General features: G+C 70.6%; 15 protein-coding genes. 6 read left to right on the forward strand and 9 right to left on the reverse strand.

Annotation, left to right across the window (positions count from 1 at the left end; translation table 11 throughout):
- Positions 1–235: 235 nt before the first annotated feature.
- Both ACIBVN_RS44105 and ACIBVN_RS44110 read right to left on the reverse strand, forming a co-directional pair.
- Complete coding sequence (locus ACIBVN_RS44105; RefSeq protein WP_397146268.1) at positions 236–949, reverse strand: YcnI family protein; 714 nt, start codon at positions 947–949, stop codon at positions 236–238.
- Positions 950–997: 48 nt separating this feature from the next.
- Complete coding sequence (locus ACIBVN_RS44110) at positions 998–1,564, reverse strand: MFS transporter (protein WP_397146269.1); 567 nt, start codon at positions 1,562–1,564, stop codon at positions 998–1,000.
- Between the two features lie 164 nt (positions 1,565–1,728).
- Here ACIBVN_RS44110 and ACIBVN_RS44115 point away from each other — a divergent pair, with 164 nt between their 5' ends.
- Positions 1,729–2,166 (forward strand): hypothetical protein, encoded by a 438-nt coding sequence (locus ACIBVN_RS44115; RefSeq protein ID WP_397146270.1) that lies wholly within the window; start codon positions 1,729–1,731, stop codon positions 2,164–2,166.
- Here the strand turns inward: ACIBVN_RS44115 and ACIBVN_RS44120 are convergent.
- The 3 genes from ACIBVN_RS44120 to ACIBVN_RS44130 are packed head-to-tail and all read right to left on the reverse strand — an operon-like array spanning position 2,160 to position 4,397.
- Entirely contained in the window at positions 2,160–2,906 is a 747-nt protein-coding gene (locus ACIBVN_RS44120) for an ATP-binding cassette domain-containing protein (RefSeq protein WP_397146271.1), read from the reverse strand. The genes ACIBVN_RS44115 and ACIBVN_RS44120 overlap by 7 nt on opposite strands.
- A 2-nt stretch (positions 2,907–2,908) precedes the next feature.
- The gene (locus tag ACIBVN_RS44125) at positions 2,909–3,697 is read right to left on the reverse strand and encodes an ABC transporter permease (protein ID WP_397146272.1); all 789 of its coding nucleotides are present in this window, start codon (positions 3,695–3,697) and stop codon (positions 2,909–2,911) included.
- Entirely contained in the window at positions 3,690–4,397 is a 708-nt protein-coding gene (locus tag ACIBVN_RS44130) for an ABC transporter permease (RefSeq protein ID WP_397146273.1), read from the reverse strand. Before ACIBVN_RS44130 ends, ACIBVN_RS44125 begins: the two co-directional genes overlap by 8 nt.
- A 305-nt stretch (positions 4,398–4,702) precedes the next feature.
- Here ACIBVN_RS44130 and ACIBVN_RS44135 point away from each other — a divergent pair, with 305 nt between their 5' ends.
- Together ACIBVN_RS44135 and ACIBVN_RS44140 are read left to right on the forward strand one after the other, a co-directional pair.
- Positions 4,703–5,680, forward strand: a complete 978-nt coding sequence (locus ACIBVN_RS44135) for an alpha/beta hydrolase (RefSeq protein ID WP_397146274.1) — start codon at positions 4,703–4,705, stop codon at positions 5,678–5,680.
- 97 nt (positions 5,681–5,777) lie between these two features.
- Positions 5,778–6,614: a siderophore-interacting protein gene (locus ACIBVN_RS44140; protein WP_397146275.1), complete on the forward strand. Its 837-nt coding sequence runs from the start codon at positions 5,778–5,780 to the stop codon at positions 6,612–6,614.
- A 46-nt stretch (positions 6,615–6,660) separates the two neighbouring features.
- Here ACIBVN_RS44140 and ACIBVN_RS44145 read toward each other — a convergent pair whose 3' ends face one another.
- Genes ACIBVN_RS44145 through ACIBVN_RS44155 form a run of 3 tightly spaced genes read right to left on the reverse strand, consistent with a single transcriptional unit; the run spans position 6,661 to position 9,789 of the window.
- Positions 6,661–7,653, reverse strand: a complete 993-nt coding sequence (locus ACIBVN_RS44145; RefSeq protein WP_397146276.1) for an ABC transporter permease — start codon at positions 7,651–7,653, stop codon at positions 6,661–6,663.
- Positions 7,640–8,626, reverse strand: a complete 987-nt coding sequence (locus ACIBVN_RS44150; RefSeq protein WP_397146277.1) for an ATP-binding cassette domain-containing protein — start codon at positions 8,624–8,626, stop codon at positions 7,640–7,642. Before ACIBVN_RS44150 ends, ACIBVN_RS44145 begins: the two co-directional genes overlap by 14 nt.
- Positions 8,623–9,789 (reverse strand): outer membrane lipoprotein carrier protein LolA, encoded by a 1,167-nt coding sequence (locus ACIBVN_RS44155; protein ID WP_397146278.1) that lies wholly within the window; start codon positions 9,787–9,789, stop codon positions 8,623–8,625. The genes ACIBVN_RS44150 and ACIBVN_RS44155 overlap by 4 nt, the downstream gene beginning before the upstream one ends.
- Before the next feature lie 127 nt (positions 9,790–9,916).
- On the opposite strand from ACIBVN_RS44155, the gene ACIBVN_RS44160 reads away from it, so the two are divergent.
- Entirely contained in the window at positions 9,917–10,591 is a 675-nt protein-coding gene (locus tag ACIBVN_RS44160; protein WP_397146279.1) for a response regulator transcription factor, read from the forward strand.
- The gene (locus ACIBVN_RS44165) at positions 10,584–11,930 is read left to right on the forward strand and encodes a sensor histidine kinase (RefSeq protein ID WP_397146280.1); all 1,347 of its coding nucleotides are present in this window, start codon (positions 10,584–10,586) and stop codon (positions 11,928–11,930) included. Before ACIBVN_RS44160 ends, ACIBVN_RS44165 begins: the two co-directional genes overlap by 8 nt.
- A 136-nt stretch (positions 11,931–12,066) precedes the next feature.
- On the opposite strand, the gene ACIBVN_RS44170 is transcribed toward ACIBVN_RS44165, so the two are convergent.
- Complete coding sequence (locus ACIBVN_RS44170) at positions 12,067–12,936, reverse strand: LysR family transcriptional regulator (RefSeq protein ID WP_397146281.1); 870 nt, start codon at positions 12,934–12,936, stop codon at positions 12,067–12,069.
- 550 nt (positions 12,937–13,486) lie between these two features.
- On the opposite strand from ACIBVN_RS44170, the gene ACIBVN_RS44175 reads away from it, so the two are divergent.
- Positions 13,487–14,509, forward strand: coding sequence for a neutral zinc metallopeptidase (locus ACIBVN_RS44175; RefSeq protein ID WP_397146282.1), 1,023 nt, complete (start codon positions 13,487–13,489; stop codon positions 14,507–14,509).
- Positions 14,510–14,615: the final 106 nt, after the last annotated feature.

Raw genomic sequence — 14,615 nt, forward strand, 5'->3', positions numbered from 1 at the left:
CTCGCCTCTCCTGATCAGGGACACGGCAAAGCACACTGTGGCCGGATCCGCGGAGGCTTTCCGCATGTCTGCCATAAGGGGTATTGCAGGTAAGGCGGTCATTCCTTCGGGGTTAGTAAGGGCTGTGGTTCGACGGTCTGAAGTGGCGTTTCGTCCTTGGCGTGCCGGAGGAGAATGCTCCACCCGGGTCCCGGATGGGCCGGAGCTCAGGGCGTCCGGCCCGGGGCGCGTGGGCTCAGGAGGTGGGGCGGCGGCGGAGGCCGAGGGCGCCGATCACGATGCCGATGACGCCCACCACCAGGCCCGCGCCGCCCAGGAGGCGGGCGGTGCCGTCAGTGGACGCCGGCACCACCACCGGCGCTGCTCCGGCCGGAGCAGCGGGGGCAGAGGCGGCGGCCGTGCCGTGCCCGTCACCCCCACTGGCGGCGACCAGCTTGAGCGTCGGGGCGGGGTGCTCGGGCTCGGTGCCGTCGGCCTTGGGCGGGTCGGCCCAGTCCACCACCTCACCGCCCGAGTACGTCTGCTTCGTCGGGAACGTCAGCGCCTGCGTGTCCTTGGGCAGCTGCCCCATGGACACCTCGAACTCCTGGAACTCCCCCGGATTGATCTTGCCGCCCGACCACACGACCTTGGTCACGGCCTCCTCGAGGTCGCCGTACTCGGTCTTGACCGGCTTAGGCAGCTTGCCCTGGGTGACCTTGACGTCCCAGCCGGGCAGGGGCTTGACCGACACGAACGCCAGCGGATGGTCGGTCGGGAAGCTGACCTCGATCTTGACCGTCGAGGCGTCGTCGCGCTCGTTCGGCACCCGGAACGCGACCTTGGTGAACCCGCCCTGCTCGGCGGAGCCCGGCTGGATGGTGACGTGGGCCAGCGCCGGCATGGCGAGCCCGGCGGTGAGGGCGGTGGCGGCGGCGAGCACCGTCGCCGCACGGCGTACGAAGGACATGCGAAGAACTCCACTTGGTGAATGGGAAATGAAAGGGGTGTCAGATGGTCAGGCGGGAAGTGGAGGACCACGCCTGGCCACGCAGTGCCGGAACTCCGGCTGGAGCGGGACGACCCTGGTCAGCACGATCGGCGCGGCAGCCCGTACGACAGGCACGGCGACCGCCGGCAGCAGCACGAGCCGGCGGCCGATGAGGCGCAGCAGCGACCAGAGCGCGGCCTCGCCGCGCGCCAGCCACAGGCCCGTGATCAGCGTGGCCGTCACGTGCGTGAGCAGCATCCCGGTGTTGACGGCCAGGCCGCCCTGCGTGTGGCTGTGCACGACGGCGTTCGCCGGGAACAGGCCGCGCAGGGCGAAGTAGGTCTCGCCGTCTCTCGCGAACAGCTCGTGCAGCCCCAGCTGGGCGCACACCAGGACGACGTTGATCGTCGCCGTCGAGCGTTCCCTGCCGCACAGCGCCAGTCCCAGCGCGGACGCGCCCGCGAGCCCGAGACCGGCGGCCCATGGCGCGGGCGCCGAGCCGCCGCCCAGCATGTGGGCGAACGCGGCGAGAGTCACGCAGACGGCGGAGAAGGCGGCCGTCCGCGCGAGCCTTAGAGGGAGTTGCGCGCGCATGGGTGTGCCCCATGCTCTCACGGGGCAGTCACTCATGAGACCTGGAGTGCGAAGCTGCACAACTCTGTCCGAAATGGACCATTTGTCGCTAGGGTCGTGCCGACCGCGTTGACATCGAGGTGAGAACGTTGCGGCACTTGGGTGGTTTCCTCATAGGGCTTGTGGTGACGGCAGCCGTGGTGGCAGGCGGCGGCTGGGCCGTCCAGCAGGTCGTCGGCAATGCGGCGGCGAACCCACCGGACAGCCAGAAGATGTGGATCGCGCTGGGCGCGATGGCCGCGATCGGGCTGGTCTTCGGGTTGGTGGTGGCGGGCCGGATCTCGCCGCTTGCGACGTTCGTGCCGTCGATGGTCCTGCTGGCCTGGACGGTCGTCTACGCCCTCGACATGAACAGGGCGCTCTCCCTCATCCCGAGCGAGCCGTCGGTCAACCAGCTCATCAGGGACGTCGGCTTCGGCGCCAAGACGTTGCTCACGACGGGCGTGTTCGCCCTGCTCGGCGTGGCGCTCTTCATCCCCGTGCTGATGCCGTCGCGCTGGTCGCGGCGGGACGACGAACTGGACGACGACTACGAGACCACGCCGGAGGGCAGCTACTACTGAGGCGCGGCCGTGTAGAGGCGGGTGACCACGTCCTCCAGGCTCGACTGGTCGGGCGCCGTGGCCATCAGGTCGTCGAGCGTGCCGTCGAACGCCAGCCGCCCGTGGTCGATCAGCATGACCCGGCGGCACAGGCGTTCGATGTCGCCCAGGTCATGAGTGGTGAGCAGCACGGTCGTGCCCTGCTCGGCGTTCAGCCTCTGCAGGAAGTCCCTGATGCTGGCCTTGCTCACCACGTCCAGCCCGATCGTCGGCTCGTCGAGCACCAGCACGTCGGGCGCGTGCAGCAGCGCCGCCGCCAGGTCTCCGCGCATGCGCTGGCCCAGGCTGAGCTGGCGCACCGGCGTGCGCATGAACTCGCCCAGGTCGAGCGTCTCGGTCAGCTCGCCGAGCCGCGACCTGAACGTGGCGCGCTCCACCTTGTACAGGTGGCGGATCAGCTCGAAGCTGTCGGCGAGCGGCAGGTCCCACCACAGCGTCGTGCGCTGCCCGAACACCACGCCGATCCGCCGCGCCAGCGTCGTGCGCCTGCGCGACGGGTCGAGCCCGGCCACCCGGACCCGGCCCGACGTGGGCGTGAGGATGCCGCAGAGCATCTTGATCGTGGTGGACTTGCCCGCGCCGTTGGGCCCGAGGTAGCCGACGAACTCCCCCGCCGACACGGTGAACGACAGGTCGCGCACGGCGTGCACGACCTTCCTTTTGATCTTGAACGAGCGTCCGGCCCCGTCGAGTTCGATCATCGTCAACTCCCCGTGGATCGATAGTGCCTGATGCCCTGCCGCCAGGCCAGCCCAGCCAGCAGGGCGAGGACCAGCGCGGCGGCCGGTCCGGCGAATCTCATGAACTCGGGCGTGCCGAACGGGTCGGCCCGGCCCAGCACGTACAGGCCGGGCTGCCAGTTCACGAAGGCCAGCGGGAGCACGTACGTCACGGCCCTGGCCAGGTCGCGGCCGTAGATGCTGAGCGGGTACTGGTTGAGCTGGTGGCTGCCGTACGTCAGTGAGTTGGTCACCTCGGGGGCGTCGGTCAGCACGAACTGCAGCGCGCCGCCCAGCGTCCACAGCGCCGTGAAGATGACCACGCCCGTGACCACCATGACGGGGATCATCCAGGCACGCCGCCACTCGATGCCGAGCGCGCCGACGGCGTAGCCGAGCACGATGCCCGCCTGCAGGATCCGGCCGACCCTGGCGGGGACGAAGCGGTCGGTGGCGAGCTGGATCCACGCGCTCGCGGGCCTGATCAGGATCGTGTCGAGCGTGCCCGCCTTGATGTGCTGGCTGACCCGGTCGATGTTGCTGACGAACGTGTCGCAGATGGCGAACGACACGCTGCTCGCGCCATACAGGAAGAGCACCTCGTCGCGGGAGAAGCCGGCGAGCGTGGTGGTGTTGGCGAAGACCACCAGGATCACGCCGACGTCGAGCGCGGCGATCGCGATGCCGAACAAAGTCATCAGCGCGAACGACACCGGGTACGCCGCCGCGGCCCGGGTCCAGGTCCACATCAGCAGGAAGTACGTCCTAGCCACCCTGGATCACCACCTTGTGGCGGATCGCCCTGGTGCCGAGCGCGCCCAGCACGAGCAGGACCGCCGCCCAGAGCGCCTGGAACGCGAGCGTCTCCAGGACCGGCGCCTTGCCGAGGTAGAGGTCGGTGGGGAGCTGGACCATGGCCGCCCAGGGCAGCGCCATGGCCAGATCGCCGAGCCAGCCGGGGAACAGGTGCAGCGGCACCATCATCCCGGAGAAGAACGTCGTCAAGATCAACGACGCCACCGCGACGCCCCGGTCGTCGACGAGCCAGCAGACCGACAGTGCCACCAGGTAGCGCCAGCCGAAGCCGACCACGACGCCGATGGCGAAGCCGGTCAGGAACGCCAGCCACTGGCCGGGATCGGCCGGGAGGGTGATGCCGAACAGCGCCGCGCCCACGAACATGGGCGGGATGCTGCGGACCAGGAACAGATAGCCGGCCCTGCCCAGATCCTCGGCCAGCGTCCAGAGCTGGAGCGAGGCGGGACGGACCAGGTCGAGCGCGATGTCGCCGCTGCGGATGCGCTCGGGGATGCCGAGCCCGCCGCCGAACAGCTGCATCGGGCCGATGAACGCCTGGGTGATGAAGCAGTACGTGATGGCGTCGGAGATGTCGTAGCCGGCCAGCCCCGGGCGGGCCTGCCAGAGCGCGATGAGGATGTAGGCACGCAGGATGCCGAACACGCTGTTGGTCAACGCCCCGGCGACCGCGGCCCAGACGTAGGTGGCGTGTTTGCGAAAGCCGTACCGGACGAGCCGGGCATAGAGCGGTATGGTTTTGCACCTCCGGGGGGTGAGGGCACGGTTACCAGCAGCGACTGGTGAAGTGCGGCGCTGTCAGGGCAGAAGACCAGTATGACGTCGTACGGTCCAGTGGCCGGCGTCCGGCGCACCTCGTACGACAGCGCGTCACAGTGCCGAAATATCCGCATAAGCGATGAGATACTTACCGGCCGGTAGGACGATCTCGTCGGGGGAAGGAGATTCGTCGGAGGGTCAATATGCGGATCGACAGGGACTTGGTGCCTGAGTACCCCTTGAGCTGGCAGGCCCGCGCACTCATCGGCCTGATGCACGGCACCCTGAAACCGGCTTCGACGATACTCATGCGCCATCCTCTCGCCCTGGCCTGCGCCGCCCGGCTCGGTGATCTCGGGCGGCTGGTCCGGGTGCCTCAGCCCGAGCACGTCACCGTCGCGCCCGAGGCGTTCTCGGCGTGCGAGGGCGAGTGGGTGCGCGGCGGGCCGGGGCTCGACGATCGCAAGGTGGTGCTCTACTTCCACGGCGGCGGGTACTTCTCGTGCTCGCCGCGTACCCATCGCTCCATCACCTGGCGGCTCTCGGTGGCGGCCAAGCGGCCGGTGCTGGCGCTGGACTACCGGCAGGGGCCCGTGCACCCGCTGCCGGACTCGCTGGCCGACGCGCTGGACGCGTACGACTGCCTGCTGGGGCGCGACCACGCGCCCGAGGACATCATCCTGGCCGGGGACTCGGCGGGCGGCCACCTCACGCTGGCCACGTTGCTGGCACTGCGCGACCGGAAGCTCCCGCTGCCGGCGGCGGCGATCTGCCTGTCACCGTGGGCCGACCTGACCGATATCCCCCGCCGCGCGAACCGCTGGCAGGACCCCATGCTCCCCGCCGGCCGGGTGCGGTGGCTGGCGCGCCGGTGGACCGCCGGTCTCGACCCGCACGATCCGCTCGTGTCCCCCGTGCTGGGGGACTTCACGGGGCTGCCGCCGCTCATGATCGTGACCGGGTCGACCGAGGTGCTGCGCGACGAGGCGAGGAGAGTGGCCGAACGGGCCCGCCTGGCCGGGGTCCAGGTCCGGTACGAGGAGTGGAAACACATGCCGCACGCCTTCCCGATCCTGGCGGACGTGCTGCCCGAGGCGCGACTGGCGTTCCGGCACATGTCGCATTTCCTGCGAGCGGTCGCCGCCCGGCGCGCGTCCACGGGCGATATCGCCGCGGCGTGAAATTTGGCACTGCCCCTTTTGTGATGACCGGCGTACGCTGGCACCTCGGAGAAGTGTAAGGTTAGGTATACCTAACTTTAGTCAGGGGGCCTGTTTGATGGCTGAGAAGCCCACGGATCACCATCGGGGCGTCGTCCTGCGGACCGAGCGGATCTCACGGAACATGGTCCGCGTCGTGGTCGGGGGCGACGGGCTGGCCGGCTTCGCCACCTCCGGGTTGACGGACCACTACGTCAAGCTGGTCTTCCCGCACGAAGGGGTGGAATATCCCGAGCCGTTCAGCGTGAAGACCTGTCGCGAGACGATGCCGCGCGAGCACTGGCCGCGGCTGCGGACCTACACCGTACGCGCCTGGGACCCCGACAGCCGTGAGCTGACCCTCGACTTCGTGGTGCACGGCGACGAGGGGCTGGCCGGACCGTGGGCAGAGCGCGCCGTCCCCGGCGACGTCCTGCTCATGCTCGGCCCCGGCGGCGGGTACGCGCCCGACCCCGCGGCCGGCTGGCACCTGCTGGTGGGCGACGAGAGCGCGCTGCCGGCCATCGCGGCCTCGCTGGAGGGGCTGGCGGAGGGGGCGCTGGCGCACGTTCTGGTGGAGGTGGACGCGCCCGAGGACGAGCAGAAGCTCGAGACGGCCGCCGACGCGCGGATCAGCTGGGTCTGCCGGGGCGACCGCCCCGTGGGCCAGCGGCTCGTGGAGGCGGTGCGGGCGCTGGAGTTCCCTGAGGGTGAGGTGCACGCGTTCGTGCACGGGGAGGCGGGGTTCGTGAAGGAGCTCCGCCGCCACCTGCGGGTCGAGCGGGGGATCGGGATGGACCGGCTGTCGATCTCCGGATACTGGCGGGCCGGGGCCGACGACGAGCAGTGGCGCGAGATCAAGCGCGACTGGAACCGGCAGGTCGAGGCCGAGGAGGCGGCGACGCTCGCCTCGTAGAGGCGTCCGGCCGCCCGGGCGTCACGGCCGGGCGGCGAGCCGGCCGTCAGGAAGTGATGTCCTTGCCGGAGAAGCGGGCCCAAGCGATCGAGCCGAACAGCCCGATGTAAGCCCCGAACGTCAGCAACCCGTCCCTCAGCGCGCCGAGGTCGATCGGGCTGCGCAGCACCGCGTCGAAGTTCGTGAACCTGGACGGCAGCAGGTACGGCGTGATCGAGCCGAGCTCGGGGATCGCCCGCAGCACCTGGCAGACGATGACCAGCACCAGAGTGGCCGCGATGGCGCCGATGGACACCTCGGTGAACGTCGACAGCGCCAGCCCGATGGCGGCCAGTGCGGCCATCCCGGCGCCGACGTACCCGACGGCGATGAGGATGCGCAGCAGGCCGTCCGTCATCGAGATCGTGGTGCCGGAAAGCAGCGTCACCGGACCGGCGGGGAAGAGGATCAGGCCCGTCAGCAGGGCCGTCAGCGCCACCACCGCGGTCACCGCGTACGCGAAGACGACCGCGTTGAGGTATTTGACCAGCAGCAGCCGGGTGCGCCCCGCGGGGGCGGCCAGCAGATAGCGGAGCGTCCCCGCCCCGGCCTCGCCCGCGATCGAGTCGCCCGCCACCACGCTGACGGCGACCGGCATCAGCAGCAGCACGAGGAACGAGAACGAGGCGAACGTCAGCATCAGGCTGTTACCCGCGACGTCGGCGATGATCCCGCCCATGCCGCCCTCTGAGCTGACGATGCGCAACGTCACGCCGATGATGACCGGCACGACGCCGAGCACGGCCAGCATCACCAGGTTGCGCGGGCGGCGGAAGGTCAGGCCCAGCTCCGAGCCGAGGAGCCGCCAGAACGCCCACGTCCTGCCCGCGAGGACGGGAGCGGCGCCGGGCGGCTCCGGCGGGTGGCGGCGTTCCGCGGTGCGCATGGTCTCGGTGACCGGCACGAGGCCGGGCGTGCGCCGGGTGGTCTGCGTCTCCGCCGCGGACACCGCAGCCGACGTGGCCGGCCCCAAGGTTCCCGCCGTCTCAGCCGTCGACATCGAAGCCCTCCCCAGTCAGTCCGACGAACACGTCCTCCAGGCTCGGCCGCACCACGGCCAGCCCGCGTACGGCCACGCCCTCCCCCACCAGCGCGGCGTTGATCCGCTCCGGCGCGTGCCCGCCCAGCTCCGCCGTGACCTCCCCGCTCGCGGGCCGCACGTCGGCGAGGCCGAGCTTGCCGAGCACCCGCGCGGCGTCCGCCACGTCGGGCGTCTCCACCCGGACGCGCGCCATGATCCCGCCGCTCAGCGAGGCGATCGTGCCCTGCGCCACGAGCTTGCCGGTACGCATGATCGCCGCGTGCGTGCACATCTGCTCGACCTCGGCCAGCAGGTGCGAGGACACGAAGACGGTCGTGCCGTCGGCGGCGATCTCCTTGACCAGCGCACGGACCTCGCGCGTGCCCTGCGGGTCGAGCCCGTTGGTCGGCTCGTCCAGGATGAGCAGCTCGCGCGGCCCCAGCAGGGCGGCGGCGATGGCCAGGCGCTGGCGCATGCCGAGCGAGTAGTTGCGGAAGCGCTTGCCGGCCGCGGCCGACAGGCCCACGCGTTCGAGCGCCTCGGCGATCCGCCGGCGGGCGGTGCCGCGCGGAGCGGTGGGGTCGGCGGCGTCGAAGCGCATCAGGTTGGCCGCGCCCGACAGGTACGGGTAGAAGGCCGGCCCTTCGACCAGCGCCCCCACCTTGGGCAGAGCCTGGGCCTGCGGCAGGCCGAGCACGGAGTACTCGCCCGACGTCGGCGCGATCAGGCCGAGCAGCATGCGGATCGTGGTGGTCTTGCCCGAGCCGTTCGGCCCCAGGAAGCCGAACACCGAGCCGCGCGGGACGGCCAGGTCCAGCGCGTCCACGGCGACCTGGCCGCCGCGGAAACGCTTGGTCAGGCCCTCCGTGACGATGGCGGATTCCCCGGCGTTCGTCCCCGGGGGCGGGGCCGCCCCGAAGGGCGCCCCCGCTTCCTGCGTGACAGCGGTCACTTGACGCCCGCCGCCTTGGTGATCTCCTCCGGGGTGACCGCGCCGACCAGGAGGCGGCCGTCGTCGGTCAGGAGGGCGGTGACGAGCTTGGTCTTGATCAGCTTGCCGGAGCCCCACGCGCCGCTCACCGGGGTGGCGGACTTCAGCACGCTGTCGACCAGCGCGCTCGGATCGGTGCTCGGGCCGGCGCCCGGGTCAGCGGACTGACGCGAGTCGGACGGCGTCGCGGTCCCGGCCTTCAGGTCCGACAGCGAGAACGGCACGACCGCCACGGTCGTCCAGCCCTGCCCCACGACCTTCGCCCGGCCCGCGACGTCCTTGGCGTGCTCGGCCCGCTGCTCCGCGCCCTGGGACATGTCCGCGCCGAGTGTCTTCTCCTCCACCTTGGCGCCCGCGGGCGGGGTGAAGGTGAAGTTCTCCTCCGCCGGAGGCGTGAACGTCACCTGCGTGAACCCGACCTGGAACGCCGGCTCGGCCGACTCCTTGGCGTAGACCTGCACCTGCAGCGGGACGTACGTCTCGCCGTCGAGCGCGATGCGGATCTCCTGCACCAGCGAGCCGGCGTCCTTGGGCGCCAGCACGAGCTGGTAGACCGGCCGGCCCGCCACCTCCGCCGTGTTGATCACGCGGACCGCGGTGTGCTGGCCGACGTTGGCCAGCAGCCGCTCGGCCACCTGCTGCGGCGTCAGGTCGGTCGGCTGCGGCGTGGGCGCCTTGTGCTGCTGCTCCGTGCCCGCCTTGATGCTCACCTTGGTGGCGGTGTTGGTGGCGCTCTCCCAGTACCAGGCCTGGTCGCCGTTCACGATCAGGTTGGTCTCGTTCAGCTGGGTCGGCATGGCCACCCGCAGCTTGTCCTTGGCGCCGTACCAGACCTTCACCTCGTGCGAGCCGGACAGCAGGCTGAGCGGCGACGCCTCGCCGGTCTGCGGCAGCGCCGGCAGGCCGAGCGAGGCCGTCTGCTGGACGGTGCCGGACATCGGCGGGATGCCGCCTTCCTTGCTGGTCGCCGCCACGGCGTCGGCCAGCAGCTGCTGGGCCGAGCGCTCCGGCAGCACCGGATCGCCGCTCACCGCGGCTATGACGGGGCCGGCGCCGATCGCGGCTCCGATCACGGCCGCGGCCGCGATCGGGACTCCCCACCTCACGAACGTGCCTCTGCGCATCTCACTCCTTAACGGTATGTCGATGCTCAGAGCCTGCGTGATGCATCCTGTGGCAGACCTGAGACTGTCTGAGACGGCTCTCAGCCTTCTCAGCGTTGTCTCAGGGCAGGAACAGGAGAATTGCCACATGAGAGTACTTGTCGTCGAGGACGAGCGGCGCATGGCCGCCGCGCTCCAGCGGGGGCTCCAGGCTGAGGGGTTCGCGGTGGACCTCGCCCACGATGGCGAGGAAGGGCTCCACGCGGCCAGGCACGGCGACTACGACGTCGTGGTGCTCGACATCATGCTGCCCAGGCTGTCGGGCTACAACGTGTGCAAGCGGCTGCGCGCGGAGGAGAACTGGGTGCCGATCCTCATGCTCTCCGCCAAGGACGGCGAGTACGACATGGCCGACGGGCTGGACCTGGGGGCCGATGACTACCTGACCAAGCCGTTCTCGTACGTGGTGCTGGTGGCCAGGCTGCGAGCGCTGCTGCGGCGCGACTCGGGGCGGCGGCCGTCGGTGCTGGTGGCGGGTGACCTGTCGCTGGACCCGGCGCGGCGCAGGGTCGAGCGGGACGGGAGCGCGATCGAGCTGACGCCGAGGGAGTTCGCGCTGCTGGAGTACCTGATCCGGCGGCGGGACGAGGTCGTGTCGAAGGCGGAGATCCTCGAGCACGTGTGGGACACCTTCGACACCGACCCGAACGTCGTCGAGGTGTACGTCGGCTACCTGCGGCGCAAGATCGACGCCCCGTTCGGCAGGAACGCGCTGCAGACCGTGCGCGGCGCGGGCTACCGGCTGGCGGGCGACGGTGGCTGACTCCCCGCTCCTGTGGTGGCGGCGGCAGGGGCTGCGGTTCAGGCTCACGGTGGTGGCCGCCGCGGTGCTCGCGCTGGCGCTCGCGGTGTCGGCGTCGGTGCTGGTCAGCGTGCTGGAGCGGGCGCTCATGGACACGGTGGACGAGTCCACCAGGCAGCAGGCCCAGACCGTCCGCGTGGCGGCCGACGCGGGCACGCTGACCAGCCCGATCACCACGCACGACGGCACGATCGTGCAGGTCATCGACGCCCAGGGGCGGATCACGCACGTCACGTACGGCACCGACCGGCTCGTGCCGCTGCTGGACGCCAAGGCCAGGGCCGAAGTGCTGAAGCACGGACAGGCCACGTTCCTCGACGGGCGGCCGTACGCCATCTCCGGGGCCCTGCGCGTGATCGTCCTGCAGGCGGACCGCGGGCAGACCGTGATCGCGGCCAGGCCCGTCAGCGAGATCCAGACCAGCCTGGCCACGGCCGGCAGGGTGCTGCTGGTGGGCACGCCCGCGCTGATCGTGCTGCTCGCGGTGGCGAGCTGGCTCATGATCGGCCGTACGCTGCGCCCGATCACGGCGCTGCGCAAGGGCGCACGGGACATCACGCACACGGCCAGGTCGCGCCGGCTGCCGGTGCCGCAGTCACGTGACGAGGTGCACTCGCTGGCCACCACGCTGAACGACATGCTGGCCCGGCTGGAGGAGGCCGAGCAGCGCCAGCGGGCGCTGGTCTCCGACGCCGCGCACGAGCTGCGCAGCCCTCTCGCCAGCATCAGGCTGCAGCTGGAGGTCGCGCTCGGGCATCCCGAGGGTCAGGACTGGCAGGAGACCGCCGAGGGCGTCCTGGAGGACACGATGCGGCTGTCCAGGCTGGCCGAGGACCTGCTGGCGCTGGCCAGGCTGGACGAGCGCGGCGGCGTGCCCGCCAGGCGTGAGCCCGTCGAACTTGACGAGGTGGTGCGGCACACCGTCGACAGGTACGCCGAGGCGCGCCTGACGGTGTGCGACCCGGTCGTGGTGCGGGGCGACGCCCTCGACCTGAGCCGGGTGCTGACGAACCTGATGGACAACGCGGCACGTCACACGTCGTCGAAGGTCGAGGTGGCGCTGACCGCGGACGGCGTGCTGACGGTGACCGACGACGGGCCCGGCATTCCCGAGCAGGATCGCGAGCGCGTCTTCAACCGGTTCACCAGGCTGGATTCCGGTCGCAGCCGTGACGAGGGCGGCGCCGGTCTGGGGCTGGCCATCGTACGCGAGACCGTGCGGGCGCACGGCGGGACGGTCGTCCTGGAGGACGCCGCGCCCGGGCTGCGGGTCGTGGTGCGGCTGCCCGTCTCCCCCTGACACCGGCGAGGGAGCGCCGCCGCCTGGAGGAGCGGCGGGAGCGTAGCGACCAGAGCGGGGGAAGGCGGCGGCATCGAGAGCGACCGAGCCCGCCTCTGCGGAGCAGAGGCCATGAGCATGGATCGTTCCTATCTGGTCAGGCGGCTGTCCCCTTCTCTGCGGTGGTCAGGAAGTCCTGGGCGATCAGCGGGAGGCGGCGACGGGCGTGCACGACGGCGATGACGCGCCGCACGGCGGGCTCGAGCGAGCGCACGATCAAGCCTGCGCGGGCGGCCTGCTCGGCCATGCCGCGGTACCAGAGCAGCGACGCCTGGCCGGCGCGTACCGCGTTGAGCCAGCCGTTGCGCTCGTCGGTTTCGAGCACGACGACGGGGCTGACCGCGTACTTGCCGAACATCGCGTCCAGCTCCCTGCGCCGCATGCTGCCGCGGGCAGGTAGCGCCAGGCGCATGCCGTGCAGCTTGCCCATCGGCACCGGATTGGGGAGGTCGAGCCCGGGCGGGGAGATCAGCACGATCTCCTGGCGCTCGAGCGGGTGGGTGATGAGGTCGGTGGGGACGGGCAGATCGGTGAGCCCGAGGTCGGCCCGCTGGTCCCTGATGGCGCTGACGACGGCGTCTCTGCCATCGCAGCGGACGATGTGCACGCGTACTCCCGGGTGCTCGGCCGCGTAGGCCGGGAGCAGCCGTCCGGCGAGACCGGGTTCGAGGCTGGGCGTGGAGGCTATGCGGAGTTCGGCGTCCGTGACCCCGCTGTGGTTGGCCAGGCTCTCGATCTCGTGAACCGCGTCGAGTGCCTCCCTCGCCAGCTTGACCACCCGGCGGCCTTGGGCGGTGACGACCACGCCGCGGCCGGAACGAGCGAAGAGCGTCATGCCGAGCTCTCGCTCAAGATCGCGGATCGCGCGTGACAGCGCAGGCTGCGCGATGTAAAGCGATCTGGCCGCGTCGGTCATGGTGCGGTGCTCCGCAGTCGCGACCACATAGCGGAGCTGCTGGAGATTCATGCCAAAGAAGCTAGGGCAACGCCCGCCGCGCGGACCGGGAGATAACCGAGATCACCTCGAATGATTTCGGACCGTAACCGAGCACTGCTACATCCGTGACGGGTGATAAATCAGTATGCTTTTGCCCCAAATTTGGCAAGGGTCTGACTAGTCGCACCCCAAAGCCATCCATTCCAGACAACCGGGTGAACGGGGAGACACGGTGACAGGGAACGGGCAATATCCACCCCCGCCACAGGGGCCAGGGCAGCCACAGAGGCCGCCCTCGTTGCCGTGGCCGCCACCGAACTATGGCCAGCCGCAGCAGCAGGGCGGCAGGCAACAGTACCCGGCCCCGCCTCCGCCGCCGGCCGCTCCCCCGCAAGGGCCTGCCCATCCGCAGTGGCCTCAGGGGCCGGCCTACCCGCAAGGCGGCGGCCCGCAGTACCCGCCACCACCACCGCCGCCGCCCTACGGCGGGCAGCAGTACCGGCAGCCGCCGCCCCCTCCTCCCCCGCCACCGCCCTTGCCACCGGCGCAGTGGGGGCCGCCGCAGCGCAAGAAGTCGGGCATGGGCGCCATCGGGGTGATCGGCGCCGTCGTCGGATCGGTCGCGGCGCTGTTCGTGCTGCTCATCATCGGAACGGCCCTGCTCAAGAGCTCGTCGAGGTCGGACACGACGACGCCGGTCGCCATCCCGACGTACGAGCCGTCGGAGAGCGGCAGCGACGAGCCCACCCCCATCTGGACGCCGACGCGCTCGCAGTCCGATGAGCCCACCCAGCAGGAGCCCACCCAGCAGGAGTCCGACGAGCCGGAGACGCCCCCCACCCGGCAACAGCAGCAGCCCCAGGTCACCGTCAACACGAGCCTCAAGAACAACACCATGTACCGGGCCGGCTCGCTGCCCAGGCTGAGCTGCCCCGCCGGCAACGCGAACATCTTCAACCACAGCCAGCTCAAGGCGCTGATCCTGAAGACCGGCAAGTGCATGGACCAGGCATGGGGGCCGATCCTGCAGCGGCAGGGCATCAACTTCAGCCCGCCCAACTACGCCATCGCGGCCAAGCGGGGCAGGGGCGCGTGCGGCGACTATCCGTCGGCGGGCAGCATGGTGCCGTACTACTGCCCGCGCAACAACACGATCTACGCCTCCACCTCGGCCATGGCCAGGGGCAACGGCAACGCCCGCGGGTACGGCCAGATCATCTCCTGGCACGGCGGCATCATCAGCATGATGGCCCACGAGTACGGGCACCACGTCCAGAACATCACCGGCATCATGAACTCCTGGTGGCGCTCCACCCTCGACTCCTCCAGCCAGAGCGGCAAGCTGGCGCTCAGCAGGCGGCTGGAGCTGCAGGCCACCTGTTTCGGCGGCATGTGGATGCGGTCCGTGGCGTCGTCGTACCCGGTGAACACGTCCCTGCGCGCCCGCCTGTTCTGGTTCTACGGCCAGGTGGGCGACTACCCCGGCTGGCCACGCGACCACGGCAAGCCCGTGAACAACAACCTGTGGTTCAGGCAGGGCTGGGAGAAGAACAAGGCGTACCAGTGCAACACCTGGCTCGCGCCGGCCTCGACGACTTCCTGAAATTGCCCGTCGGCCTGCGGAAGGCCGTGAAACGTGGCCTTTCGTGCACGCGGAGTTCATCTCAGGTTGGGCACATGTCTCTGATGTCCAGATATGGGGGCTAGAA

It is taken from the genome of Nonomuraea sp. NPDC049400, from assembly GCF_044466425.1.
Classification (GTDB): domain Bacteria; phylum Actinomycetota; class Actinomycetes; order Streptosporangiales; family Streptosporangiaceae; genus Nonomuraea.